At 42.6% G+C, this 22,422-nt stretch carries 22 protein-coding genes; 14 read left to right on the forward strand and 8 right to left on the reverse strand.

Features of this window, described 5'->3' with window-relative positions:
• Positions 1–3 precede the first annotated feature (3 nt).
• Genes H0U71_05660 through H0U71_05670 form a run of 3 tightly spaced genes read right to left on the reverse strand, consistent with a single transcriptional unit; the run spans position 4 to position 2,035 of the window.
• Positions 4–1,191, reverse strand: coding sequence for a hypothetical protein (locus H0U71_05660; GenBank protein MBA2654534.1), 1,188 nt, complete (start codon positions 1,189–1,191; stop codon positions 4–6).
• Positions 1,192–1,206: 15 nt separating this feature from the next.
• Positions 1,207–1,590, reverse strand: coding sequence for a hypothetical protein (locus H0U71_05665; GenBank protein ID MBA2654535.1), 384 nt, complete (start codon positions 1,588–1,590; stop codon positions 1,207–1,209).
• Positions 1,583–2,035 carry a phosphoesterase gene (locus H0U71_05670; GenBank protein MBA2654536.1) on the reverse strand — a complete coding sequence of 151 codons (453 nt, stop codon included), beginning with the start codon at positions 2,033–2,035 and terminating at the stop codon, positions 1,583–1,585. The genes H0U71_05665 and H0U71_05670 overlap by 8 nt, the downstream gene beginning before the upstream one ends.
• 118 nt (positions 2,036–2,153) lie before the next feature.
• On the opposite strand from H0U71_05670, the gene H0U71_05675 reads away from it, so the two are divergent.
• Both H0U71_05675 and H0U71_05680 read left to right on the forward strand, forming a co-directional pair.
• On the forward strand, positions 2,154–2,600 hold the full coding sequence (locus tag H0U71_05675; protein ID MBA2654537.1) for a hypothetical protein: 447 nt from the start codon (positions 2,154–2,156) through the stop codon (positions 2,598–2,600).
• Complete coding sequence (locus tag H0U71_05680; protein MBA2654538.1) at positions 2,597–5,014, forward strand: DotA/TraY family protein; 2,418 nt, start codon at positions 2,597–2,599, stop codon at positions 5,012–5,014. The genes H0U71_05675 and H0U71_05680 overlap by 4 nt, the downstream gene beginning before the upstream one ends.
• Positions 5,015–5,087: 73 nt before the next feature.
• On the opposite strand, the gene H0U71_05685 is transcribed toward H0U71_05680, so the two are convergent.
• Genes H0U71_05685 through dotD form a run of 4 tightly spaced genes read right to left on the reverse strand, consistent with a single transcriptional unit; the run spans position 5,088 to position 8,968 of the window.
• Positions 5,088–6,374 (reverse strand): hypothetical protein, encoded by a 1,287-nt coding sequence (locus tag H0U71_05685; GenBank protein ID MBA2654539.1) that lies wholly within the window; start codon positions 6,372–6,374, stop codon positions 5,088–5,090.
• Between the two features lie 59 nt (positions 6,375–6,433).
• Positions 6,434–7,588 carry a Dot/Icm type IV secretion system ATPase DotB gene (gene dotB / locus H0U71_05690; GenBank protein ID MBA2654540.1) on the reverse strand — a complete coding sequence of 385 codons (1,155 nt, stop codon included), beginning with the start codon at positions 7,586–7,588 and terminating at the stop codon, positions 6,434–6,436.
• Positions 7,589–7,596: 8 nt separating this feature from the next.
• The gene (locus tag H0U71_05695) at positions 7,597–8,463 is read right to left on the reverse strand and encodes a type IV secretory system conjugative DNA transfer family protein (protein ID MBA2654541.1); all 867 of its coding nucleotides are present in this window, start codon (positions 8,461–8,463) and stop codon (positions 7,597–7,599) included.
• A 4-nt stretch (positions 8,464–8,467) separates the two neighbouring features.
• A complete protein-coding gene (gene dotD / locus H0U71_05700; protein ID MBA2654542.1) occupies positions 8,468–8,968 on the reverse strand; it encodes a type IVB secretion system lipoprotein DotD in 501 nt (166 codons plus the stop codon).
• A 160-nt stretch (positions 8,969–9,128) separates the two neighbouring features.
• On the opposite strand from dotD, the gene H0U71_05705 reads away from it, so the two are divergent.
• The 6 genes from H0U71_05705 to H0U71_05730 all read left to right on the forward strand — a co-directional run bounded on the left by H0U71_05705 (position 9,129) and on the right by H0U71_05730 (position 14,378).
• On the forward strand, positions 9,129–9,380 hold the full coding sequence (locus H0U71_05705) for a phosphoesterase (GenBank protein MBA2654543.1): 252 nt from the start codon (positions 9,129–9,131) through the stop codon (positions 9,378–9,380).
• A gap of 1 nt (position 9,381) precedes the next feature.
• The gene (locus H0U71_05710; protein MBA2654544.1) at positions 9,382–9,720 is read left to right on the forward strand and encodes a type IV secretion protein IcmS; all 339 of its coding nucleotides are present in this window, start codon (positions 9,382–9,384) and stop codon (positions 9,718–9,720) included.
• A gap of 202 nt (positions 9,721–9,922) precedes the next feature.
• Positions 9,923–10,204, forward strand: coding sequence for a hypothetical protein (locus tag H0U71_05715; protein MBA2654545.1), 282 nt, complete (start codon positions 9,923–9,925; stop codon positions 10,202–10,204).
• A 19-nt stretch (positions 10,205–10,223) separates the two neighbouring features.
• On the forward strand, positions 10,224–10,805 hold the full coding sequence (gene icmQ / locus H0U71_05720) for a Dot/Icm secretion system protein IcmQ (GenBank protein ID MBA2654546.1): 582 nt from the start codon (positions 10,224–10,226) through the stop codon (positions 10,803–10,805).
• A 61-nt stretch (positions 10,806–10,866) separates the two neighbouring features.
• Positions 10,867–12,015 carry a type IVB secretion system coupling complex protein DotM/IcmP gene (gene icmP, locus H0U71_05725; protein ID MBA2654547.1) on the forward strand — a complete coding sequence of 383 codons (1,149 nt, stop codon included), beginning with the start codon at positions 10,867–10,869 and terminating at the stop codon, positions 12,013–12,015.
• Positions 12,015–14,378 carry a TraM recognition domain-containing protein gene (locus tag H0U71_05730; protein ID MBA2654548.1) on the forward strand — a complete coding sequence of 788 codons (2,364 nt, stop codon included), beginning with the start codon at positions 12,015–12,017 and terminating at the stop codon, positions 14,376–14,378. The genes icmP and H0U71_05730 overlap by 1 nt, the downstream gene beginning before the upstream one ends.
• A 21-nt stretch (positions 14,379–14,399) precedes the next feature.
• On the opposite strand, the gene H0U71_05735 is transcribed toward H0U71_05730, so the two are convergent.
• Positions 14,400–15,713 (reverse strand): cytochrome P450, encoded by a 1,314-nt coding sequence (locus H0U71_05735; protein ID MBA2654549.1) that lies wholly within the window; start codon positions 15,711–15,713, stop codon positions 14,400–14,402.
• Between the two features lie 197 nt (positions 15,714–15,910).
• On the opposite strand from H0U71_05735, the gene H0U71_05740 reads away from it, so the two are divergent.
• From H0U71_05740 to H0U71_05765, 6 genes are all read left to right on the forward strand, one after another.
• A complete protein-coding gene (locus H0U71_05740; protein ID MBA2654550.1) occupies positions 15,911–16,528 on the forward strand; it encodes an OmpA family protein in 618 nt (205 codons plus the stop codon).
• A 100-nt stretch (positions 16,529–16,628) separates the two neighbouring features.
• Positions 16,629–17,285, forward strand: a complete 657-nt coding sequence (locus H0U71_05745) for a type IVB secretion system apparatus protein IcmL/DotI (protein ID MBA2654551.1) — start codon at positions 16,629–16,631, stop codon at positions 17,283–17,285.
• A 24-nt stretch (positions 17,286–17,309) separates the two neighbouring features.
• Complete coding sequence (locus H0U71_05750; protein MBA2654552.1) at positions 17,310–18,428, forward strand: type IV secretion protein IcmK; 1,119 nt, start codon at positions 17,310–17,312, stop codon at positions 18,426–18,428.
• Positions 18,429–18,430: 2 nt separating this feature from the next.
• On the forward strand, positions 18,431–20,863 hold the full coding sequence (locus H0U71_05755; GenBank protein MBA2654553.1) for a hypothetical protein: 2,433 nt from the start codon (positions 18,431–18,433) through the stop codon (positions 20,861–20,863).
• A gap of 154 nt (positions 20,864–21,017) precedes the next feature.
• Positions 21,018–21,755, forward strand: a complete 738-nt coding sequence (locus H0U71_05760) for a hypothetical protein (GenBank protein MBA2654554.1) — start codon at positions 21,018–21,020, stop codon at positions 21,753–21,755.
• 10 nt (positions 21,756–21,765) lie between these two features.
• Entirely contained in the window at positions 21,766–22,353 is a 588-nt protein-coding gene (locus H0U71_05765) for a hypothetical protein (protein MBA2654555.1), read from the forward strand.
• Positions 22,354–22,422: the final 69 nt, after the last annotated feature.

Raw genomic sequence — 22,422 nt, forward strand, 5'->3', positions numbered from 1 at the left:
CCGTTAAGGATTTCTGCTTTTTTCTTCAGCTTTCGCTCTTTCTTTCGCTTGATTGAGGCGGTCTGCTTGAACCTTCTGCTGATCCGCGGGTACTTGACCGGTGCTTTGGGTCGAAGTCCCTTGGTCGGCATTAGTTTTCATAAGCTGATTGATATTATCTTGAACTTGTTTTTCGGAGATTGCTAACAATTGTTTTGAAGCTTGAATATTGCTCAATTGGTTAATGGTCATTAATGCAATCATCCGCTCATTATCTTGATGCAGCCTATGTACTTGAGCTTGTAATTCTGCTAACACGAATAACATTTCTCGCTGCACATTGGTTTCAGAAGCGGTGGACATTTGTGTATACCAAGTGGGAGAGGAGGCTCGCCAGGTGGCATTATAATTTTCAATTTGAGCAACGCTGGGATTCGCAACACCCAAACCGGTATCCCCTGCTTGTATTGTGCTGATAGGTAACCTTCGTTGATACATCCAATATAAATTATTAAGTATCACCGATTGTTGTGCTAATACTTGTCGTCGTTGAACTTGGAATGACTGGTAATTGGCCGAGTTTTGAATATCTAATTTTTGTTTCGAACTGAGTTGTGATTCCGGAAAACTATTAAGATTAAAAGTGGAAACCGGAGTGGCATACCCTGACATAAAATGAATAAAATTCAATGCGATGTTTTGTGAATTTTGGTCACTATAAGAGAGGGGACCAATTAAAGAGGTAAAGTTGAAATTTTCATTACCTTGAATGAGTGCTTTTTGCATATTGGACTGTACGGAGGAGGAGTAAAAAGGAACGGGTATTCCTCCCAGGGTGATACTAGGCACCACGGTATCACTTGCTTGAATGGCAGCCAGCTTAGTTAAATTTAATCCTAGGTTTTGGGTTTGAGGATCTAAACCCGCTAATATATCTTGATCATTCAATGCCTTCACATTTGTCACAACCGTCGGAATTGCGGTTTTATGTAACGTATTATTTGTGACTACTTCGTTGCCTATATTTGAAGGAGTTTGAAAAATATAGGTAGCAGCGGTATTTACCATACCGTCAAGACTCGCTCGAATTGCATTCAGTGCCTTGATAATATCACCCGGGCTTTGAGCATTAGCGGACTGATAAGAGAGGCTAAAGACAGCGATTACAAAAACAGCGATGCTTTGTTTCAAATAAGAAAATGTTATTTTCATGCGAAAGTTCCTGGCTTAATAATATTTAATTCCACCTTGATTTTGTGGCGCTGGATTAGGCGTCTGCGATATAGGTGGTGGGGGTGGGGTAACTATCGCTGGGGGGGGCGGTGATACTCTAGGCGCAGGTGTTGTATTGACACCTCCTCCCTGACTTCCTCCCGTAGATCCAGCTGCACCACTATTTAATTCTTGACTGACAAAATTGGAATAAACTTGAAACATTTTTGTTATTTGATTCCCTTCTTCCTTGTTGATAACTGATTGAACGCAACTTGCTTTTGAGTTACCCGTATTAGAGGAGCCTCCTCTCAAGCAGTCTTGCACATCGGTATAAACATCGGCATACGAGGGCATAACTATCATCATTAATAATATGGCAATTAACTTCTTAGCCATGCTCATCACCCTCCAAAGCTTTAAGCACAAGTGAAAAACGTTCTGGTGAAAAAACTCTTCCCAATAATCTTAGTCTTTCAAAGACAATATTTCTTCGCAAGAATAAGCCGGGAACATCATCAGTGATTTGACTGGTTTCTTCTGCATGCATCAATAATTTTGATGCAGCGCCTGGATAAGCTATATCCATGCACTGTAGTAAGCGTAATGCGCGTCCTGCTTTAATAAAGGTGGCGACTTGAATGAAAGGATCTTCTTGCTGCAGGTCAATGTTACCAATATCTTCTAAGGTCTCACCCAATTTTGCCATGGCAGCTTCTAAGGCGGGGTCACCATCGAGTGTCCAATTTTCTACACCTTCCATGAAACTGATGACACGATAGATCATCGGGTCTTTGTATTCAAACCAGAATTGGTGGACGGCTTCATTACTTAGATCAGGCATATTAAAATCATCTAAGAAAAAAAATTAGTATACTAGAATATCTAAAAAAATGACAATACGTACCCTCCCTAGTATCATGGAGGATTGTATATCTTTTTGCGTTAAGTGAGGGATTCTAATGAAGGTGACTAAAAGGGTCGGTCGCGTAGTAAAGCCTTTTGTAAACTTTCCAAGATGGATGGGTTTCGGTCAATTGTGGGCGAATTATGAGGCTATCGTCAAGACGATAAAAGATATGCGAATTCATCGCCCGCCCGTCCGCACTGAAACTTTTGAAGAAGCAAAAGCTCGACTCCATCTTACTGATGAAGATATTCAACAACGAAAAAGAAATTGTCTCATCCTTAGTATTATCTATTTCACCGCCACGCTCATATTTTTCATTTACTCCCTATATATGATTATTCATGGGCATTTAGGAATGATCCTAGGATTGCTCATTACTGCCTTAATGGCGGCTTTTACCTATCGCGAACATTTTTGGTATTTCCAATTAAAGACCAGGACGCTCGGCAATTCGTTTAAGGATTGGTTACATTTTCTCTTTCGAGGTAAGCGTAAATGAAGGCAATTAAAACTACCCTTCTCTCTTTAGCATTAATTTTATTTTCAAGTGCCGCATTCAGCCAATCAACCTCAGATATTGGTGGTTCGATAGTAAATGCCTTTTCAGGAAATTCGTTATCCCAAGCTTTCGCGGGTATTGGTGGGGGGGCAGGCTCTCAACTAGGTATTCCCACTAATCCCTCATTTACTCCATCGTACACTGATTTATCGGTAAATTACTTAGGACAGATTTTTGGCACAGTGGGCACGGTGCTTCATGGAACCAGCGGCCAGATGTTAGGTCAACTCTTTAAAGTTTTTAATATCGGTATTTTAGTTTTAGCGGGCATCTTTTTAATTTACACCATTATCATGACAGTGCTAAACACCGCTCATGAAGGTGAATTTATGGGCCGCAAATGGAATTCGGCGTGGATAGCTATACGAACGGTTTTTGGCTTGGGTCTTTTAGTGCCTTCAAGCACCACAGGTTATTCAGCAATCCAAGTAATTGTGATGTGGGTCGTGATACAAGGGGCTGGGTTTGCAAACATGGCCTGGTACAGCGCGCTGGGTTATTTAGTGCAAGGCGGGCAAGTGTATACCCCTCCCGCAACCGATACATCGAAGATGGTTGATCTCGTAGGCACGGTGTTGGAAATGCAAGTTTGTATGTACGATGCCGAAAAAGTGATGAAAAAAAATCAACAGAATTTGAAAGCGGCGCAGCAGTCGCAGCAAGCCAGTAGCCCAAATACCAATACCGCTGCTCCCATTCTCCCGCAACAAAATTTTATTCAAAATTTTAAACCCTATTTCGCTGTTAAAATTGACGGAGGAGTCGCTAATAGTTATGTGAGATTCCCGGGAAATGAATATCAATCAGATGGAGATCAAGATAATGCGTGTGGTCAAATAAGTTTTGGCACCGTAGAAGTTAAGAACGCCGATGCCCAGGCAGATGCTAAAGCCTCAACTTTAAAGGCCGCCATCCAGCAAATTATGCTGGATACTGACTCCTATGCTAAGCAAATTGTGAATCCAAGTAATGATCAGGGCAATAGTGATAATTTTCCCTCCCAAGTAGAAAGTGCAATAGTGGGAGGGGCTGCTGATTGGGTAAATATTACCCTGCCCATTCGAGCGGGAGCGCCTTCATACACTTCACAAATGATGGTTGACTACGGTCAGGCTGCGGTACAACAAGGTTGGATCATGGCGGGACGCTATTATTTTGCTCTTGGCAATGTGCAGCGCAAAGTGACTGCTGCCACCAGTGTAGCGGTGACCATTGATCAACAGCCCGCGGGATTCCCAGCCTCCCCCGATTATATTTCGTTTGCTAAATCTCCGGGGCCTGAGGTAACCAATATGGGTGCCCTTAGAGGTTTTAGCCCTGAGGTTGATAAACCACATTTAGCAAGCATAATGGGCCACAGCGGGGTGGGTATTTATGTGAGTGCAGCTCGAGCTGCCGCGAGTCAAGTAGATCAGTCAAGCAAAGTTAATTTAAATATTGGAGGTGGAGGAATTTTAGGCTTTATGTTGGAGCCCATCAGTTCAACATTGCATGAGGTCTTAAATCTATTGGGAGGCTCTACGGGTGACCCAATTCTGATCCTTCAAAGAATCGGCACACTTTTTATCGCGTTAGCGATGATCATGTGGTTATCGGGAACTGTAGGGCTATTTGCACTGGGGGTGGGGTCTTCTGCAATGTCAAGTATGCAACCCTTGGGTTACGGGGTTGAGGATGCCATTTTGGCTTTTGTGCCTACCTTCACCGCCTTTATTTTAATATTTTATGTATTAGGAGCGACCTTTGCGTACTACGTCCCCTTAATACCGTTTATCATTTTTGTTTTTTCCGCGGTCGGGTGGCTTATTGCTGTGATTGAAGCCATGGTCGCTGCCCCGCTCGTCGCCTTAGGAATTACCCATCCCGAAGGCCATGACCTGCTCGGTAAAAGTGAACAAGCCATCATGCTGTTACTCAGTGTTTTTCTAAGACCGGTATTAATGGTAATTGGCTTAGTAGCAGGGATGATTTTATCTAGAGTCGTGCTACGATTCTTAAATTCAGGCTTCTTTGGCATTGTATTCGACATTGGTGATTTTAACCTATTTGCGTTTGTCTCCATCTTAGTAGTGTACTGTATGTTATTGGTCGCCGTAGTGAATCAATCTTTTTCTCTCATCTATGTCATCCCTGATCGAGTAATGCGTTGGCTCGGTGTGTCTGAACAAAGCACCGGTGCTCAAGAAGCATTGCAAAGCGCTAAGGGTGGATTTGAGCAGATGACCGGCGGTATGGAAAGATTAGGCGGGGGTGTTTCTAGCGGTTCAGCGGGTACAGCTGAAAAAGCAATGAAACGACGTAGAGATGCCAAATCGCTTAACGATAAACAAACCTCAGCCACAGGGGAAAAGTAATTGCGAGGAGAAATTCCCCTGCGTCGTCCTCAAAGAGGGCGGCGTTGCCATGCATCTACTTTTAATTTTTGCCCTATGCAGAAGTCGTAAGTGCTTTTCCCCAGTTTACTAAGCTAATTAAAATAATTATTAAGGGAGGCAAAAAACATAATACTGCCAAATAGCTCCATGGCCTCACATTCATCCCAAAATAGGCGCAAAGCAAAGTAACCGTTGCTAGCGGAATAATTTTAATAAACCTAAAACTTGAACGTATCTTGATCGGTTTATTCGTTGGAAGGGTGGCCCTTAAAAAATAAGTCAAATTGCGTTTATCTGCGATTAAGGCAATAACAACTACATTGCAAATGATTGCGACCACCAGCGGCACAAGATTTGATACAGCAGATATATTTTCCATCATCCAAATGAATAACCACCCGACTATATTTAATAAAAAAGAATAAATAATAATTTGACGTAACGATTTATTTTGAGAAATAAAAGCGATATATCCGCCACTTACAAAACTTAGACCTAGCCACCAAAAAGTTAGCAAAATTTTAAAATGAGCGGGTAATGAATGAGGGGTGCCGACTTGCCACTCCGTGGTTGAAGGGGTTGGAAGCATCAAAATAATGACACTTAGCAGCGAATAAAGCAGGCTAATCGATAAGACAATTCCTAATAAAATTATGGCTAGGGGCACTTTCTGATACATTAAGAAATGGATAAATTTTATCGATAAGGGATGAGAACAAATGATAAATAACAGGCCACTCGCTAGCATCAAATTAAAACTAGTACCTGATACTAATGTAAAATGAAACGATTGTTGTAACAGTAGAATAAAGCTCACCGCCATAATTGCTAATGAAAATACCAGTACCGCAAATGAAATAGAGCGCATATAACTGTCGACAGCCACACCAATCGAATCTAAGTGGCTATTTTTAAAAAAGGGCTGGTAGGCAGTGCTGAGCAGCCCTGACTGTTGCTTATAATAAGTAAAAAACCCTAGCGTTAGCGCGAACAAAAGCATAAATCCCCACGGAAATAAGCCCGCACTCAGACTGAAATGAATAGCATTGAAATTATTGCCCATCACCTTAGCAAAACTCCAAAGTGCTAAATTCAAAATGAGCTGACAGAGAAATAATGAAAGCAGCCATTTTAAATTTACGGGAATTATTTTTTCACCTAAATGAAGTTTAGACTTAGAGGTAAATAGGAGGCAGACGAGAATGATTAAACAGGCCCAATGACTCATGGCAATATTTTGCAGTTCATCAAAAAAAAAGAAATACAGCAGGGTAGTTAATAGGCAAAAAGGAACCACAAAGAAAAAGAGTAAATCGTAGCGTGCTTTGATTATTTTCATGATAACACTTGTTTATTATTTGCTAAGGTTGCCGGTACATCCAGCACTACAGCTACAGCTTAAACGCCAGCATCCCTATCTGCACTGCGGTGTCCTGCTGAAAGCACGTTGAATGTCCGCTCTGAAATTCGCCCTTCCTTAAAAGCCCGTTCAGCATCCACTATCATAGGTTGGCCGCGCTCTTTTACCAGTCGGCGAGTCATTGCAGTAGCTTGCTCTGGATTGACGCTCAGCAGTTTGTCACGTACCTCTTCATCGAAAACCAAGAATTCTCGCAATGCCATCCGTTTGCCATCTACTGTGGGTGCAAGTTGCTGCCAGATGATTAATCGAATCGTTTCGATAATATCGATACTTCTTCCATTCCGTTCTTCTTGAGGGAAGGTGCCGACAAGGCGGCGAATGGTTTCTGCGACACCGTTGGCATGCAGGGTGGTATAGACGGGATGTCCTGTGAGCGCTGCTTCAAGAACCGCGCTCATTGTTTCGATATCGCGTGCTTCTCCTACTAAAATCAAGCGGGGAGTCCGTCTTAACGCATTACGTACACCGGCCGCAAATGAAGGAAGGTTACGCGGAATTTCGGATTGTGCAACGATGGAAGTGGGTTTTTCAATCGCGTCAAAAACAAATTCAATAGGTGATTCGTAGGTAAGAATTTTACGATGGCTAAGGTTATCTTCTGCAATACTTCGGATAATGGCGGCTAGTAGAGTGCTTTTCCCCGATCCGGTCGCTCCTGTTACATAGACTACCCCGTCTCTAGGTGCTATGGCATCGATAATGCTTTGAGGCAGACCTAGCTCTGACAATTTTGGCGGTTCATTCGGAATAGTTCTCAGCGTAACTTGAATTCCAGCATGACCTTCTACCTGGCAGCCGGTTCCATTGACCCTAAACCGAAACCTGTCTGCACGTGTTGGACGTATCTCAAAATGAGTATCAACATCGGAACCACTTAATAGTTGCGTAGTACCATTGGGCCCATACATGAAATTGAGCAAGTCGCCTACTTCAGTATTGGTGAGTTTACGATGAGTGATTTTATGAAGCCGACCGTAAATTTCAACTAATACTGGCTCATTAGTCTGGAAGATAACATCAGAGGCATTACGTTTAACGCAATACTCTAATAGAGGTTCCAAATGTGAAGCAGTGAACCGATTGGGTTCATTTGGATAAGTCTGCTCTTTAAACTCATTATCGACATTCATTTACTGCTCTAAGGTGTATTTCTAATAATTGTAGCGCATCTTTGGGGCGGTTTGTCTCGCACCGGACAACATACCTCTCCTGGCCCTGTTTTAGCCACGACGGGCTTCCAAGTATCGGGGTTAGGATTGAGTTTTGAGGTGGAGGATATGGTGAGTATTCTATCGTTAATGCGAATTTCATCACCATTACCAGTCACGCCCAATTCCGTCTTAGAAACATAGGGTGGTGTTACCATATTTTGCGCGAGGAGTTTTCGATAAAGAACCATGCCGCTATAATCTCGTTTTAATCGGGATAGATTTTCGGCGAAAATTTGATTCGCCTGCTCAATTCCTTGTTGCCAGCCTATATTTACATAGCAATTCCACACTGCACCTTCGTCGGTGTTTTTAGGTAATAGGGTGACGTCAGGGGGTTCAGGTTGGCAGAATTTCATCCATATATATTCTCGCCAGTTTGGGGGAGCAGTGACAAAGCAGGGTGGGCGGACCAGCCTATAAATTTGATCTGCAGCGCGAATAACTTCACAGGAGTCTTGCGTTAATTCTTGTCGCCCTTCTTCTAATACAGGGGGTTTGATATCGTCTTTCAACATTAGCGCTCTAAAGTTGTAAATGTTATCCAACTGGGTTTGTTGCCGTCTTAATACACAGTTTATCTGTTCTGAGCGCCAGGCTAAACCACCTTGAGCGCCAACGAGGGTGGCGGTTTCAGTCAGGAATTTTAATCTAAGGGGGGCAATGTTGCCAATAGCGCGAGGATTATTAAGCGCCGCGATATGAATGAGTTCTCTAGGCTGACCTTTTCTGCAATTTTGGCAGCCGGCAATCAATCCTAATAGTATAAAAATGATTAGGGTTATATTTTTTTTCATCTTTTTATGGATTATACCTAAGTTCTATTACTCGACTATTCGGATAAACCACGATACAGGCTTTCTTATGAATCTGTAAACTAATGTTGCGTAGTATATCTGCAAATGCAGTATTCTTTGCAGTTATTGACACAATCACCGGAATTGCAGGAGGTCTACCCAAGACTCTTACGCAATAATGGGTTGCATCTGCAATACGACGTAGTAATGGTTCCACTGGACCTATCCAATCAACCGATGCTAAACAAGCCAATCCAAATCGAGGGGCATCAATTGGCGGAGGTAATCTCACGCAAGGATGGGCCGCTTTTTCAATTTCTGCTAAGGAGTCCAATGATCTACTCACCGATACCGCTGCCTCTGCTAATTTAATTTCAGCATCATCGGCATTTAACTGGTAAGGGAGGGTGGGGACAGCGTTATTAGTAGCAACTACATATTTTCGTGTGGTACATCCCACAAGGAGAAAAGTAATAATAAGTACGATAAGTAGTTTTTTGTTCATATTGTCCTTACCGGCGGGGGGGTGTCTATTCCATAGGCTATTGAACCAAGAAGGGTAGGCTGTGTCAAGGAGCGCTCGAAGTCCTCAGAGTAGACTTTATCCATGAATAAGCTAAACTTTTAGTATCTTTTAGTGTGAGAGGAATGCAATGGCAACTAGAATGCCTTCTCCGGATGCGAGTTGGCGCGATTCAGCCCGTTTTCCGAAATTTTTCATCTTTGACTCCAGGGCGGTATTTCCGTTATTGCTTTGGATGTTACATATGCGCTTATGGACATTCATTCTCGCCATGATTGCAATGGCATTTTTCAGCTTGCTGCTTAGATTTGGTTTTACCGTCTCTATCTTCCTGAGGTGGCTGAGAGCAACCATAGCAGGGCGTCGTAAAACCGCTATACCTTGGTGGGCTTAATATGGATTTAACGAAACAATTATGTGCAGTAGCCAAAAAGCTCAATGCGAATTTTACTTTCAATGACAGGCCTATGACCTATCAGGAAGTGTTCACTGAGACAGGGTTACTACCTGCAATCGCGCGCCGGGCTGACCAGCTATGCTCGTTATGCCTGGGATATGGTATTGGTATATCATTTGATGAAGCTGAAAAATCCGTGTTAGGAGTTAAGGTGACTTTTGACGATATTACGCCCAATATTCTTCGCTTACTCTGTATAGCCGATGTCATCTCGGAGTTGATGTTTTCGGCCCCAAGCCGTGACCGTACGCCGTTAGATGAATTAATGTATGATTAAACTACCGGGTTTTGGTAGTCAATTATATCTTTTTGTAAAGCTTGTTTTTAAGAAATTATTTACTTATAACTCTTATATGAGGATTTTTTCTTTTAAGAGTTTGTTAAGGCAACCACGATAGAATGGAAGCTAGTCAAAAAGGGATTTAGCCGATAGTTAGGATTTACACAAAAACATATAACTATAAAGTATAGGTACTAATATGAGCGCTTTCTTTCAAAAACCTAATGATATGGGTGGTTCCCTATCCGAAAATCACATTCGACAAAGATTGAGTGAGATATTGGATGGTGGTAAAGATCTCAGCATGGCTTTAGAGAAAGCCAAAAAGCCATTACTGCCTTTTTTAAGCACTAAAGATCAAGCTTCTAGAGATAATTTTAATTTGATTACCCACAACATCTCAATTTTTACTAAGGGACTTCACGAGCTTGATAATCTGTTAGAACATCCAGAATTTTCCTCGGAGATGCATACCCCTTAACAATTAAGGCTACGTATTAATGGCCAGTCGTGAGCATTATAAGGAAATTACCGATAAATTAATTGAATTACTTCAAGATCTATTGGCAAGTGGCAATTGGGAAGCTAGCCTTTTTTTAAGAACCGCCCATAAAAAATATCAAGATCTGCTGGATCAAGCTTTGGCTCTATCGCAGCAGATTGAATCTAATCATATCAAATACAAAGATGAGGAATATCAGCTCAAGATTAAGCAGGGCTTTATTTCCGTTTATGTATCTATCTATCAGTCTGACCCTTTTAATATGATGAAATGGGAAACAACTTTAAAAAGTATTAAAGAATACAGTATTAATAGGCCTATCTACCGTACTCAAGAGCACATCGAAGAAATGCTACGCTCCAAAAATTCCCCCAATGAAGGCTATGTGTCGATTTTAATACAGCCCTCGGATATTATTCGGCCCTACACAGGTAAAATTATCGAAGATAGATGGGGCCATGAATTACTCACCTTGCGTGAGAATAGTCTTGTGTCTCACAATATTCTTGAATTTGTGCATCATGGCCGTAGATTTTTGTTCAAAAAGGGAAAATTATTATTAAAATCAGATAGTAGATGATATCTGTACTATAATATTTAAATACCAATTAGTTTCCTGATCACGAATAAAGGGTAAAAAAATGCCAGCACCTCAACAGCAACAAGGTGGAGGGGGAGGTTCAGATAACTCCCTTGATTTTTTATGGATGATTGTTCTCATTGTAGGAGGGCTTGCCTTAACCTGGTTTTTTGGTCGTGAGTATATTGTGGCTGGAGTGCTAAAAGCCCGTCTTTACGAAATCTATTTGATAGAATATGTGTTACGAAGTTACGCCTTTGTGGCCGGTTACTTACATCTCCCGCTACCTAATGTGGGTGTATTAAATAATGATTTAGCTGTAATAAATTCTAAACCCGTGGGGATGTCTCTGCAGCAATTGATGGATTTAAGTAACAATGTGGGCCGATTTTTAATGATACCCGCCGCCTTTGTCATTACCATCATGGCCATCATTACCTACTTTGTTAATATCACTGAGCGATTCAAGCATGTTTATAGCATGGATACCTTGCGTAAGTCCGAATACCACATTTGGCCCCAAATAACTCCAGTAATGCGAGCTGATCTTGTTAAGAAAGATTTAGATGAAGGCCCGTGGGCCACTTCACTTACCCCAATGCTATTCGCAAAAAAGAATAAATTGTTAATCGAGCATAAAGAGAATGGCAAAACCACTGTTACTCTCAATGAAGGTGCTGCTTATCGAGTGATGTCGCTGCAAGTGGGCCAGTTCTGGCGTGATATAGACTCCTTCCCTCTGCACATCCAGGCGTTATATGCCATTTTCTTAGCACGAGCGAATCAAGACAGAAAAGTAGCTGATAAACTACTGGCTCAAATAGGCGCTTCTGCTACTTCGGACAGACTCAATTTTGCCGGTGTGGCTGAAACGGTTGCCAAACATAAGAATTCTAAGTTCGCAAAATATGTGGAAAAAAGACACTCCTATATGTTACCCCTCATGGCCACATTATTAGAGCTAGCAAGAACAGACGGGGTGTTAGCAACGGCAGAGTTTTTGTGGCTTAAGCCTATTGATCGGCCTTTATGGTATATGTTGAATTCGGTGGGTAGGCAAACTGCTTTTCCTGAAGTGTCAGGTGCCTATGCCCATTGGTTAGCAGAGAAAAAATTTGGTAGACCGTTGCGGGTCCCCATGATTGATGAAGCTGTTAAAGCATTAGACTGGGCGATTAAAGAAGTGAAATACGAACCGGAAGATGAGTGATGAAAACTGTACAGCGCGGCTTAGAGAAACGCCAGGAGCAAAATCCTCAACAATTAATCCGTGATACGAGGACTTTCGGGCAGCGTGTTGGCGATTTTTTCAAAAACTCAACCTCTGTAGCCGTTACACTTATTATGATGGCAGTGGCGATCTTTTTTGTTCCAGGTCTGACTGATTTGATGCTACTGTTTGCTGTTATTACCTTCCTTATTGCCGTTACAAGAAAAACAACCTTACCTTTTCGTTTACCCTTAAGTTCTGGTCGCAAAGATTACAATGATACCCCTCCAGGAAGTGACAAACCTCGCAAAGGTCGCGGCATTTATTATTTTGGTAATGAACGGTCCTCTAACTTAGAATTGTGGTTTTCGAATGAAGATATGCGTACCCACGTTTTAATCTTCGGGTCTACCGGTAGTGGTAAAACAGAAGCATTAGTTTCACTCTGCTATAACTCACTCCTCCAAAGCAGTGGCTTTATCTATATTGACGGTAAAGGGGATAATGCATTATTTGCAAAAATATTCTCTATGGTGCGTTCTATGGGTCGCGAAGATGATTTGCTATTGATCAACTTTATGACAGGGGCGCGCGATATTATTGGTCCACAAAAAGCACGACTCTCTAATACTATGAATCCCTTTTCTATTGGCTCCTCAAGTATGTTGTCTCAATTAGTGGTGAGCTTAATGCCAGACTCTGGTCAATCTTCTGACGGGGACATGTGGAAGGGCCGTGCAATTGTATTCGTTGAAGCCATTATGAAGGTGCTTGTGGCAATGCGGGACGCGGGTTATATCTTGCTGGATGCGAATACTATCCGAAATTATTTTCAGTTAGATCGGATAGAAGCCATGGTCCTCGAAAAAGTGTTTATCCGTGATGGACAAGAGCCGGTGAGTTTAGAGGGAATGTCCCCGGGCATTCTCGAACCTATTACAAACTATCTGATTAACTTGCCTGGCTATAATAAAGAACGAAAAGGAAAACAAGTTTCTCAGGTTTTAGAACAGCATGGGTTTATTACCATGCAGTTGACTCGGGTATTCGGTTCATTGGCAGATACCTATGGCCACATTATTCGTACTAATTTGGCAGAGGTAGATCTTAAAGACGTCGTGTTGAACCGGCGTATTATGGTGGTGTTATTACCTGCCTTAGAAAAATCCCCCGATGAATTATCCAACTTGGGTAAAGTAATTATTGCTTCGCTTAAAGCGATGATGGCAGCGGGTTTAGGGGATGAAGTCGAAGGTAAATACCATGAATTGATTCAGCGCAAGCCGACCAATGCCGCAACTCCATTTTTATGCGTGTTAGATGAGTATGGTTATTATGCTGTGAAAGGCTTTGCTGTAGTTCCAGCACAGGCCCGTTCCTTGGGATTCTCAGTAATTTTTGCAGGACAAGATTTACCGGCATTTGAAAAAGCTTCAAAAGAGGAAGCGGCTTCCATTGGGGCCAATACAAATATTAAAATTTGTATGAAACTAGAAGATCCGATGCAAACATGGGAATTCTTCCAAAAAACTGCTGGGGAAGCCTATGTTACCCACGTAAGTGGTTTCCAATCTGAAGCCCGAGGATTATTAAATAGTTATTTAGATAATCGGGGTGCGCAATTAGAGAAACGTTCGCGCATTGATTTAATGGATTTGAAAGATCAACGCGAAGGTGAGGCACATATTTTTTTCAAGTCCTCTATTATTCGCGCCAAAATGTTTTACGCTAATCCTAAACCTGTTAAGGCAATGAGGTTAAATCAATTCTTAAAGGTAGATGGACCGTTGGATTCTTTATTGGATAGTTTTGATAAAAATATTAGGAGCTTTGAGCATAGAATTCATAATGGGGGTTACTTTACTGACACCACTCCTCTCTATGACGATTTAGAAAAAATAGCAGATGCAATCAACGCCAATGAAAATGTGCCTCCCATTGAAAAAGCGGTCTCCGCGCTGCTGGCATATCATGAACGTGATGTCGCTCCTGTCAAAGAAGAGATTATTTCGCTGCCTGAGAATGAATTGAACATTTTCACACCGCTAAGGGTAAATGAATATTTATTGCCGCTTCTCCTCAATAATGAAGATCGGTTTAAAGCTTCTATTTTAAACCCCGGTACCACAAAGGATCAGATAGGGTATGTTGAGCGGTTGCTAGGGAAATCCGAACAATATGCTAATAATGTGGCTTCTGAAATAGTTAAAGATATGCAGTCTGCTACGCATTATCCCCCTGTGGTGGATTTAAGGCCGACAGGGGACGAAATTGCAGAAGTTATCAATCAGCTAGTAGGTACAATTAGCCTTAAAAAGCAAGAGGCCGCGACTGCAAGTGATGCCACTTCTTCCGATGAATAATAGTCACGCAATTCTTTCTAATTAATTCAATTTTAAAAAAATATCTTGACTGGGTTTTAAGGTAACTAAAAGAGCGGGTTTAACCTGATAGTCTGCTTGAGGAAGATGTGGCACAAATCGTTGTAACAGCATTATTAAAATTATCTTCATATTAAGCAGCGCAAATTGCCGTCCAATACAAAATCGGGGCCCAAAGCCGAATGGAATATAGGCGCACTTAGGTCGTGATTTAACTGCTTCACTGGAAAAACGTTCCGGATAAAAGATATTGGGTTGACTCCAATAGGCGGGATGTCTATGAATGAAATAGGGAACGATGTTTACAATGGAATTCTCTGCAATGGTGTAGTTTGATAATTGATCATTATTTATAGCGCGCCGCGTAAAAATCCAAATCGGTGGATAAAGTCTTAGTGATTCTGAAATCACCATTTCCAAATAAGCAAACTTATCGAGCGACTCTGCAGTAGGAAGGTTAAGGCCCAGATTGCGTTTGATTTCTGTTTGGACTTTAGCCAAGACGTAGGGGTTCTTTATCAAATTATATAATGTCCAGCTAAGAGCATTTCCCGTAGTTTCATGCCCTGCTACGAAAAAATTATTTACCTCTCCCAAAATAGCCTCGTCGGTGAGGAGGAACTCACCTGCTGAATTTTTGTGGAGTAAACTCTGAAGCAAAGGTTTATGTGCTGTAACAAGTGAATTTTTTATATGAGTCAAAATAAAATCATTAAACTCTTTTTTTACTGACTGAAAGCGTAAATTTTTTAATGTGGGTAACCATTTCCAGAGAGTACTGCTTCGCACTGCATAATCATTTAATATATGAATTTTGCGAACGAGTTCGAGAGAATGTTCTGAAATATTTATTCCCAAAAGCGCCTCTGAAGAGATATTCATTGCTAGTGACATCATCTCTTGTGAAATATTAATGGAAGCTCCTTTTTTTAACTGCAACTTCTCTAACATTGCCTGGGTATATTTGTGGATGAGGGGGACGCATTCAGTGATTGGTTTGCCATGGAACTGAGGTTGGAATTGTTTGTGCCGTTGGACCCATTCTTTTCCTGAAGCGGTAAGGAGACCTTTGCCCATAATTCTTTGGATTTTTTCGTAGCCAGTTCCTTTCTTGGTGTAGTTGTCTTTATTACCCAAGAGCACATGATGGATAGCTTCTGGGTCATTAACGATATAATTGGTCCTGAGCATTGGCAGACGCACAATGTCCTCATTTCTTAATAAGTATTCCAAAAAGGATAAGGGGTCAGGGGTCGTTTTAATAAGTCTCTTTAAAAAGGGTTTATATAATGCAGGCTTTGGCGATATTTTTTGCATATGACACACTTAATAAATAAAATTGCTTTCTATTTTAAAGCTTTAATATAAAATCCTTAACTATATCATAATTATAAAAAATGGCCTTGGCTCTGAACAAAAACTTAGCTCCACCGCCGTCGTCCCGCGACTGATCGTGGGACGACGGCGGTGGGCAACTTATTTTGGTAATCAAGGTTAAGCATAGGGATAAATGAATGCATCAAAAATTGTGGTCAGTTCTTTGTGGTCTATTTTTGACGGTGCTATTAGCAAGCTGTAGTTATTGTCGCACTAATCCTTGTAATCCTTGTTTAATTGGCGAGCCAATTCCCCCTAATTGTCCAAACCCCTTAGTATGTACCCTACAAATTTGTAAAGAGCCCATTATCTGTACTATTCCGGAGCGTAATCGGCGCATCGCCTACCTCACCCAGCATGGTGTGAAAATCATACACGTAGGAGAAACAATCACCGTCGTGTTGCCTTCTGATAAAGTGTTTTATCCTGACTCTGCTAATTTAAATCCGTGTTTTATCCCAATTTTAAAAGTGGCGAGTGATTTCATTTTTTGTTATGAAAAAATGACGGTAAGAATAGCGGCCTATTCAGACTGCAGATGTGATCCTTTTCGTAATACTGTTTTAACTCAAGCACAAGCTCAAACGATTGCAAAAACATTCTGGTGCAACGGTATTGATGCTCGCTTATTATATGCTGTAGGCTATGGATCAGATTTTCCAATTGCTTCTAATGCAAATTGCATGGGGCAATCTCAAAACAGACGCATTGAAATTTGTTTTCGATTTATTCCTCCCTACTCTCCAAGTTGTTGAGTAGGCTTAGATAATGGACAGATACTTTAACTTGTAAGAATTAGATTCAATAGATATAGTGCTTTTATGAAGAAATAAGAACAAAGGGAGGAGGAGAGCGATGCCTGATTCGGCGTTAGAAGTCGTACAAATGCGCAAAAATTTCTATCGTGACAGTTATCGACGCGTAGTGACTGCGCTCTTATTTATGATTCTTGTTAGCCTAATACTTTCCGCTATTATTTATTATCTAGCAACCCATCGACCTGAACCAAAATATTTTGCAACGAGTGCAGATGGACGTATTACGCCTATTTATCCTCTAACAGCCCCCATGGTTTCTGATTCAGCTTTATTACAATGGGCCAATCAAGCAGCCGTGGCAGCATACACTTACAATTTTGCGACTTACCGAAAAGAACTCCAGGATGCCTCAGAATTCTTTACCCCTGAAGGTTGGAATGATTTTGAAACGGCCCTGCAAAGTTCGCGTAACTTAGAAACCGTCATCAATAAAAAACTTGTTGTTACTGCGGTAGCAACGGGCGCGCCGGTCATTCTAGATCGGGGCGTATTAAATAATCATTATTCATGGAAGGTGCAAATGCCGTTATTAGTCACCTATGAGAGTGCGAGCACCACTATTCAACAGCCTATTCTTGTGACGATGTTGATCACTCGAGTTTCAGCTTTGAATGTTCCTAAAGGCATTGCTATAGCATCCTTTGTCGCTTCTGAAACTTCAGGGGGACAAAATCTTGTGCCAACTCAAACATAATCCACAACAGCTGTGAATGAGTCTATGAAGAAATTCACTCGTATCGTGATATATATTAGTGTATTGCTTTATACTATCGGTTCCTATGGACAGTCTCAGGGTAACGATTTTCAACAGCAATTGCAGCGATTGCAGACAGCCGTCACCCAAGCTAAGCAGACAAGTACTCCCGCTGGCGCCACGCCTGCCTTTAATCCTAATCCTACGACAGATACTACGGGCATCACATCGCCCCCCATAACACCTCCATTAAATCTACCGCCACAAACAAATGTGACGACTACCACGACGACGACCGGTCCCGCGTTACCTCCTGGAGTGCCTGCTCCACCCGGTGCTGGCGTAATTAATGCCCCAGAAAACGAAGCAAATAACCTGCGTGATCAGGCATTTAGTGAAACAACGGATAATCTTTTACCGCTCACTCCGGATCAAATTCGTACGTTACATAGTTTATTTAGTAATACGCAACGAGCAGTGGGGGAAACACCGGGGATACCACCGCGGCCTACCTCTTCTTCTAAGATTGTGAATTTAGCTTGTGGAGCTACTCCCCCTATTATTCGTTTAACGGCGGGATTTGTTTCGTCCTTAGTATTTTTAGATGCATCTGGAGCACCTTGGCCTATAGATTCCTATGATTTAGGAGATCCACGTTCTTACAATATTCAATGGGACAGAAAGAGTAATATGTTACTCGTTCAAGCTATAACAGAATACAAAAGTGGCAATCTTGCAGTAATGTTGCGCGGATTTGGAACTCCCGTAATGTTGACTTTGTTGCCTGGGCAACGTGCTGTTGATTACCGAGTAGACTTAAGAATTCCCTCACTTGGCCCCAATGCGGCGCCTTCTTCTATGCCTGAAGTATTGCCGGGAGCGTCGAATCCAATTTTATTAGATGTTTTAAATGGAATCCCCCCTGTAGGTAGCCGGGCGCTACAAATTCCTGGCAGAGATTGTTCAGTATGGTTACTTGCTGGAAAAATTTATCTAAGGACACGTCTTACCGTCCTCTCACCTGCATGGATTTCTACCTTATCAAGTGCAGATGGGATGCACGCATATGAAATGTTACCTACACCGGTAATTTTAGCGTCTGAGAATGGCAAAATGGTCAAGCTGACAATTCAGGGACTTTGATAATGGCAAGATTTAAATTCGGTAAGAGGGATTCTTCAACAAGCGCCAAGCGCCGGGCTGTAATTTTCTTTTTATCTGTAATTGTCATCGTGGTGGTATTGATAGGTTATCTCGTTTACAAAAGACATTCAGGGGGGGTGCCTACCGTGGTTGGATTAACCGGAGCCCCCGGTGTGCAATCTATTCCTGGGGTAGGTACCACCTCAACAGAATATGTGAAACTTCAAGAGCAACAAAACATTTCTCAGGCTCAAATTGCAGAAGAAAAGGGCACCAGTGCAGTTCCTACTATTACACGAACCAGCTATTTTGGGCCAAGCGAGTTTCAAGCCGGAGTAACCCGACCGGAGTGTAGCCCCGATGCCTTACGTCGGGCGAGGGCAGCAGGTGTTACGGCGGATGAATTAAGATGCAAGGGCTGTTCCTTGGCAGCATTGAAGGCAGCTGGCTATACTGCGGGAGAGCTTGCAAACGCAGGCTTTAACCCTACTGATCTTAAAAATGCTGGCTATACCGCAGCTGACTTAAGAGCAGCAGGTTTTACGCCCGCTGAATTAAAGAAGGCAGGGTTTAATGCGGGTCAATTAGCCGCAGCGGGATATAGCCCGAGCGCTTTGGCGCAAGCGGGGTTTACACCCGCTGAGCTACGTAATGCAGGATTTAACCCAAATGCCTTAGCTGCTGCGGGTATCGGAGGGCAAGCCTACTCTAATTTACCTAAAGATTGTAGCATTGACGCCTTAAGAAGAGCTCATGCGCAAGGTATTCCCGCCTCTGCCCTCAAAAAACTGGGTTGTGGCGCTGCCGCGTTACGGGCCGCGGGTTACACAGCAGGAGACTTGCATAACGCAGGTTTTACTCCAGAAGAATTAAGAGCGGCCGGTTATAGTCCCGCTGATTTAAGAGCGGGAGGTCTCACTGCCGGTCAGCTGCGTCGGGCTGGATTAAATGCCAATGATCTGAAAAATGCCGGGTACAGTCCTGCTGATTTAAGAAATGCGGGTTTTGGGGCAGGCGCATTGCGCAATGCAGGCTTTAGCCCAGATGATCTAAAAAAAGCAGGATACACCAATGGGGATTTATTGCGAGGAGGGTTTAATCCTGCGGATTTATTAGCGCCTTCTGCTGGTTTACCCCCGAATTGTAGCGTGGAAGCGTTGCGTCAGGCGAGGGCACAAGGAGTGACTGCAGCGCAATTACGCGGCAGAGGATGTAGTGCTGCTGCCTTATTAGCAGCTGGATATACGCCAGCAGAGCTGAAGGCAGCGGGATATGGAGATGATGATTTACGCAATGCAGGATTAACCCCTGCTCAAATTGCCGATTCCAATGCTCAAATAGCGAATCAGTGTAGTATGGACGCCTTAAGAAAGGCGCGAGCAGAAGGGGTTCCCGCTGCTGACCTGCTGCGACGAGGATGCAGTCAGGATGCACTATTAGCCGCAGGCTATACGCCCGCCGATTTACGAGGCGCTGGCATCGGGGGACCATCTCCCGTTGGGTTAACAGGGGCCGCTACAATTCCCTCCGTAGGCAATTCTGAAATTCAGTTGGCTCAATTGCAGGCAAATCAAGAACAACAATTAAACGATCAACAAAAAACGCAAAGAATGGCCCAGGTACAATCCTCGATGGTGTCTCAGGCAAATTCCTTGTTCACTAATTGGACGCCCCCCGCTCCGCAGATGTATGTGGCCGGTGACCCGCCTAAAGAAGTAGCGGCTACGGCTACGACGACCACCACATCTGCCGGTACTATTGTAAAAACGGCCACCACTTCCCCTGTCGCTATTGGAGGCCCTACATTGGAATGTGCCTACGTAAAAGGGGGGGATATTATGATGGCCGTCCTAACAAGTACGGTGAATAGTGATGAGAATAGTCCTGTTATTGCTCAAATTGTTTCGGGAAAACTACGGGGTGGAAAATTAATTGGTCAATTTACTCTCCTCAAAAAGAAAGTCTTAATCACATTTAATAAATTGAATATGCCAGGAAAACCGGGAAGCCTAGGAATTAATGCGGTAGCCATTGATCCGGAAACTGCTCACACGGCCTTGGCGGATTGCGTAAACAATCATTATTGGTTACGTTATGGAACATTATTTGCTTCCTCTTTTTTAAGCGGCCTTGCAGATGCTATTTCCCAGCAGGGATCTCAAACTTCTACTGGTGCAGGCGGTATTTTGGTTACCCATGACCCCTTGAGTACTGGGCAAACAGTGGCAGTGGCCTTAGGGGCTGTAGGTAGTCAGTATGCAAGTGTGCTCGGAAGTAATTTTACACGTCCACCCACGGTCTATGTATATGCAGGTAACAGCATCGGGATTCTATTTATGCAGGATCTCACAGGGTTTCCTTCAGACTGTTGCCCTGATGTTGATAAAACCTGTAATAATCTGGGTGCCGGAGCTGGTTGTATTACCCGCTATTAATCCTCGAAACACTTCCCTGTAGCCACGCTGGTCTAACTCCCTTAGGAGTAGATAAACGTTATAGATATAAAAGGTTGCAGAATGAAGATGCTATACTCTAAAAATACATGAATTAAAAAAATAAAAATATCTCATCGAATGAGGAAGATGAAAGATGGCTGATGACAAAAAAAACCCTGATGAGTATGAATACCCATCAGATGAATATTATAAAGGGGGGGAATATATTCCTCCTGCTGATGAATCGACGGATCCTTTAGACCCAGGGTCAAGACCGCGCTCTTTTTTATCAAGAAGAATGTTGGTGCTGCTGGGTCTATTTTTAGCCATTGGCTTGGTATATTTAGTGCTTATGTTTACCAATGCCCGTAAAAATGCTGATTTAGCCCAGCCTACTCCCACTACTGACGTAGCTGTGGCAAATATACCGCCTACAGGAGTTCCTCAACCTGTGCAACAAGTTCCTGCGCCAGCTCCCGCCGATAATTCAGCATTGTTAAACGGAGCCCAACAAAATCAGATTACCCAACAGAATATGGCAACCCTTCAAACACAGTTGCAGCAGTTGCAAGCCCAAGTAGGTGAGGTGACTACTTCCATTGCAGCATTGAATAATCGCATTCAAGTGGTCGCTAATGAAATAAAGGCAATTGCTGTTGACCGTGGAATGGCCGGAAGGGGATATCCAGTAGGCTCTCCAGGCACGATTTATCAGCTGAAAGCATTAGTGCCTGGGCGGGCTTGGCTGCAATCGGGAGATGGCAGCACTACGACAGTGAGTATTGGCGATCGATTGCCAGGATATGGCATTATTCAAATGATCAATGTGGATCAGGGGATTGTAACCACCAGTTCAGGCGCCTTGATTCAATATGGTAAGCGTGACAGCTAGTGAGTAAGGTATGAAAGAATTTAAATGGTTGATAATTTGCGTCGGTCTACTTGGCATGAGTAATGCCTTTGCCGGCCCGAGCGAGGATATCGCTGGGATGATGCAAACATTTCAAAGTAATTTAGGTCCGGTGTATATCTTTGTAGTGGCTATTTCTTATGTAATGGGGATTTGGTTTGTAGCCGATTCTATTTTCAGGCTAAAAAAATATGGTCAAGCACGGACCATGATGAGTACTAATACCAGTTTAGCCAAACCTATCATTTTAATGGGTTTAGGATTAGCACTCATTTATTTCCCTCAGTTTGTAAATACCTCCATCCAATCTCTATGGGTATACGGTTCCTCTAGTAGTGTTCTGAAATATCCAGCTGAACCCACCACCTGGGATGCTTTTATACATCCATTAATTGATACAATTAGGTTGTTTGGTCTCATTGCTGTCGTTCGTGGTATTGTGATCTTGACGCGTTTGGCGGGTGAAAGTTCCCAACCGGGGAGTATGGGAAAAGGAGTTATGCATATTATCGCGGGTACCTTAGCAATAAATATCGTAGGAACAATTGATGTGATTAAAGCAACTTTCGGATTTACTTAGAAATTTTTATTGAATGTACTATTATTAACAATTAATTATAGAATAAACTACTGAGGTTTATTCTTGAGT

This window comes from Gammaproteobacteria bacterium, from assembly GCA_013697705.1.
In the GTDB taxonomy this organism is placed as follows: Bacteria; Pseudomonadota; Gammaproteobacteria; order UBA6002; family UBA6002; genus UBA6002.

Coding starts and splice junctions, on each gene's coding strand:
- H0U71_05760 (MBA2654554.1), top strand. CDS start 21,018: ATGGCTGATGACAAAAAAAACCCTGATGAGTATGAATACCCATCAGAT.
- H0U71_05715 (MBA2654545.1), top strand. CDS start 9,923: ATGAGCGCTTTCTTTCAAAAACCTAATGATATGGGTGGTTCCCTATCC.
- icmQ (MBA2654546.1), top strand. CDS start 10,224: ATGGCCAGTCGTGAGCATTATAAGGAAATTACCGATAAATTAATTGAA.
- H0U71_05675 (MBA2654537.1), top strand. CDS start 2,154: ATGAAGGTGACTAAAAGGGTCGGTCGCGTAGTAAAGCCTTTTGTAAAC.
- H0U71_05730 (MBA2654548.1), top strand. CDS start 12,015: ATGAAAACTGTACAGCGCGGCTTAGAGAAACGCCAGGAGCAAAATCCT.
- H0U71_05665 (MBA2654535.1), bottom strand. CDS start 1,590: ATGGCTAAGAAGTTAATTGCCATATTATTAATGATGATAGTTATGCCC.
- H0U71_05685 (MBA2654539.1), bottom strand. CDS start 6,374: ATGAAAATAATCAAAGCACGCTACGATTTACTCTTTTTCTTTGTGGTT.
- H0U71_05765 (MBA2654555.1), top strand. CDS start 21,766: ATGAAAGAATTTAAATGGTTGATAATTTGCGTCGGTCTACTTGGCATG.
- H0U71_05705 (MBA2654543.1), top strand. CDS start 9,129: ATGCCTTCTCCGGATGCGAGTTGGCGCGATTCAGCCCGTTTTCCGAAA.
- H0U71_05755 (MBA2654553.1), top strand. CDS start 18,431: ATGGCAAGATTTAAATTCGGTAAGAGGGATTCTTCAACAAGCGCCAAG.
- icmP (MBA2654547.1), top strand. CDS start 10,867: ATGCCAGCACCTCAACAGCAACAAGGTGGAGGGGGAGGTTCAGATAAC.
- H0U71_05745 (MBA2654551.1), top strand. CDS start 16,629: ATGCCTGATTCGGCGTTAGAAGTCGTACAAATGCGCAAAAATTTCTAT.
- H0U71_05710 (MBA2654544.1), top strand. CDS start 9,382: ATGGATTTAACGAAACAATTATGTGCAGTAGCCAAAAAGCTCAATGCG.
- dotD (MBA2654542.1), bottom strand. CDS start 8,968: ATGAACAAAAAACTACTTATCGTACTTATTATTACTTTTCTCCTTGTG.
- H0U71_05670 (MBA2654536.1), bottom strand. CDS start 2,035: ATGCCTGATCTAAGTAATGAAGCCGTCCACCAATTCTGGTTTGAATAC.
- dotB (MBA2654540.1), bottom strand. CDS start 7,588: ATGAATGTCGATAATGAGTTTAAAGAGCAGACTTATCCAAATGAACCC.
- H0U71_05695 (MBA2654541.1), bottom strand. CDS start 8,463: ATGAAAAAAAATATAACCCTAATCATTTTTATACTATTAGGATTGATT.
- H0U71_05680 (MBA2654538.1), top strand. CDS start 2,597: ATGAAGGCAATTAAAACTACCCTTCTCTCTTTAGCATTAATTTTATTT.
- H0U71_05750 (MBA2654552.1), top strand. CDS start 17,310: ATGAAGAAATTCACTCGTATCGTGATATATATTAGTGTATTGCTTTAT.
- H0U71_05735 (MBA2654549.1), bottom strand. CDS start 15,713: ATGCAAAAAATATCGCCAAAGCCTGCATTATATAAACCCTTTTTAAAG.
- H0U71_05660 (MBA2654534.1), bottom strand. CDS start 1,191: ATGAAAATAACATTTTCTTATTTGAAACAAAGCATCGCTGTTTTTGTA.
- H0U71_05740 (MBA2654550.1), top strand. CDS start 15,911: ATGCATCAAAAATTGTGGTCAGTTCTTTGTGGTCTATTTTTGACGGTG.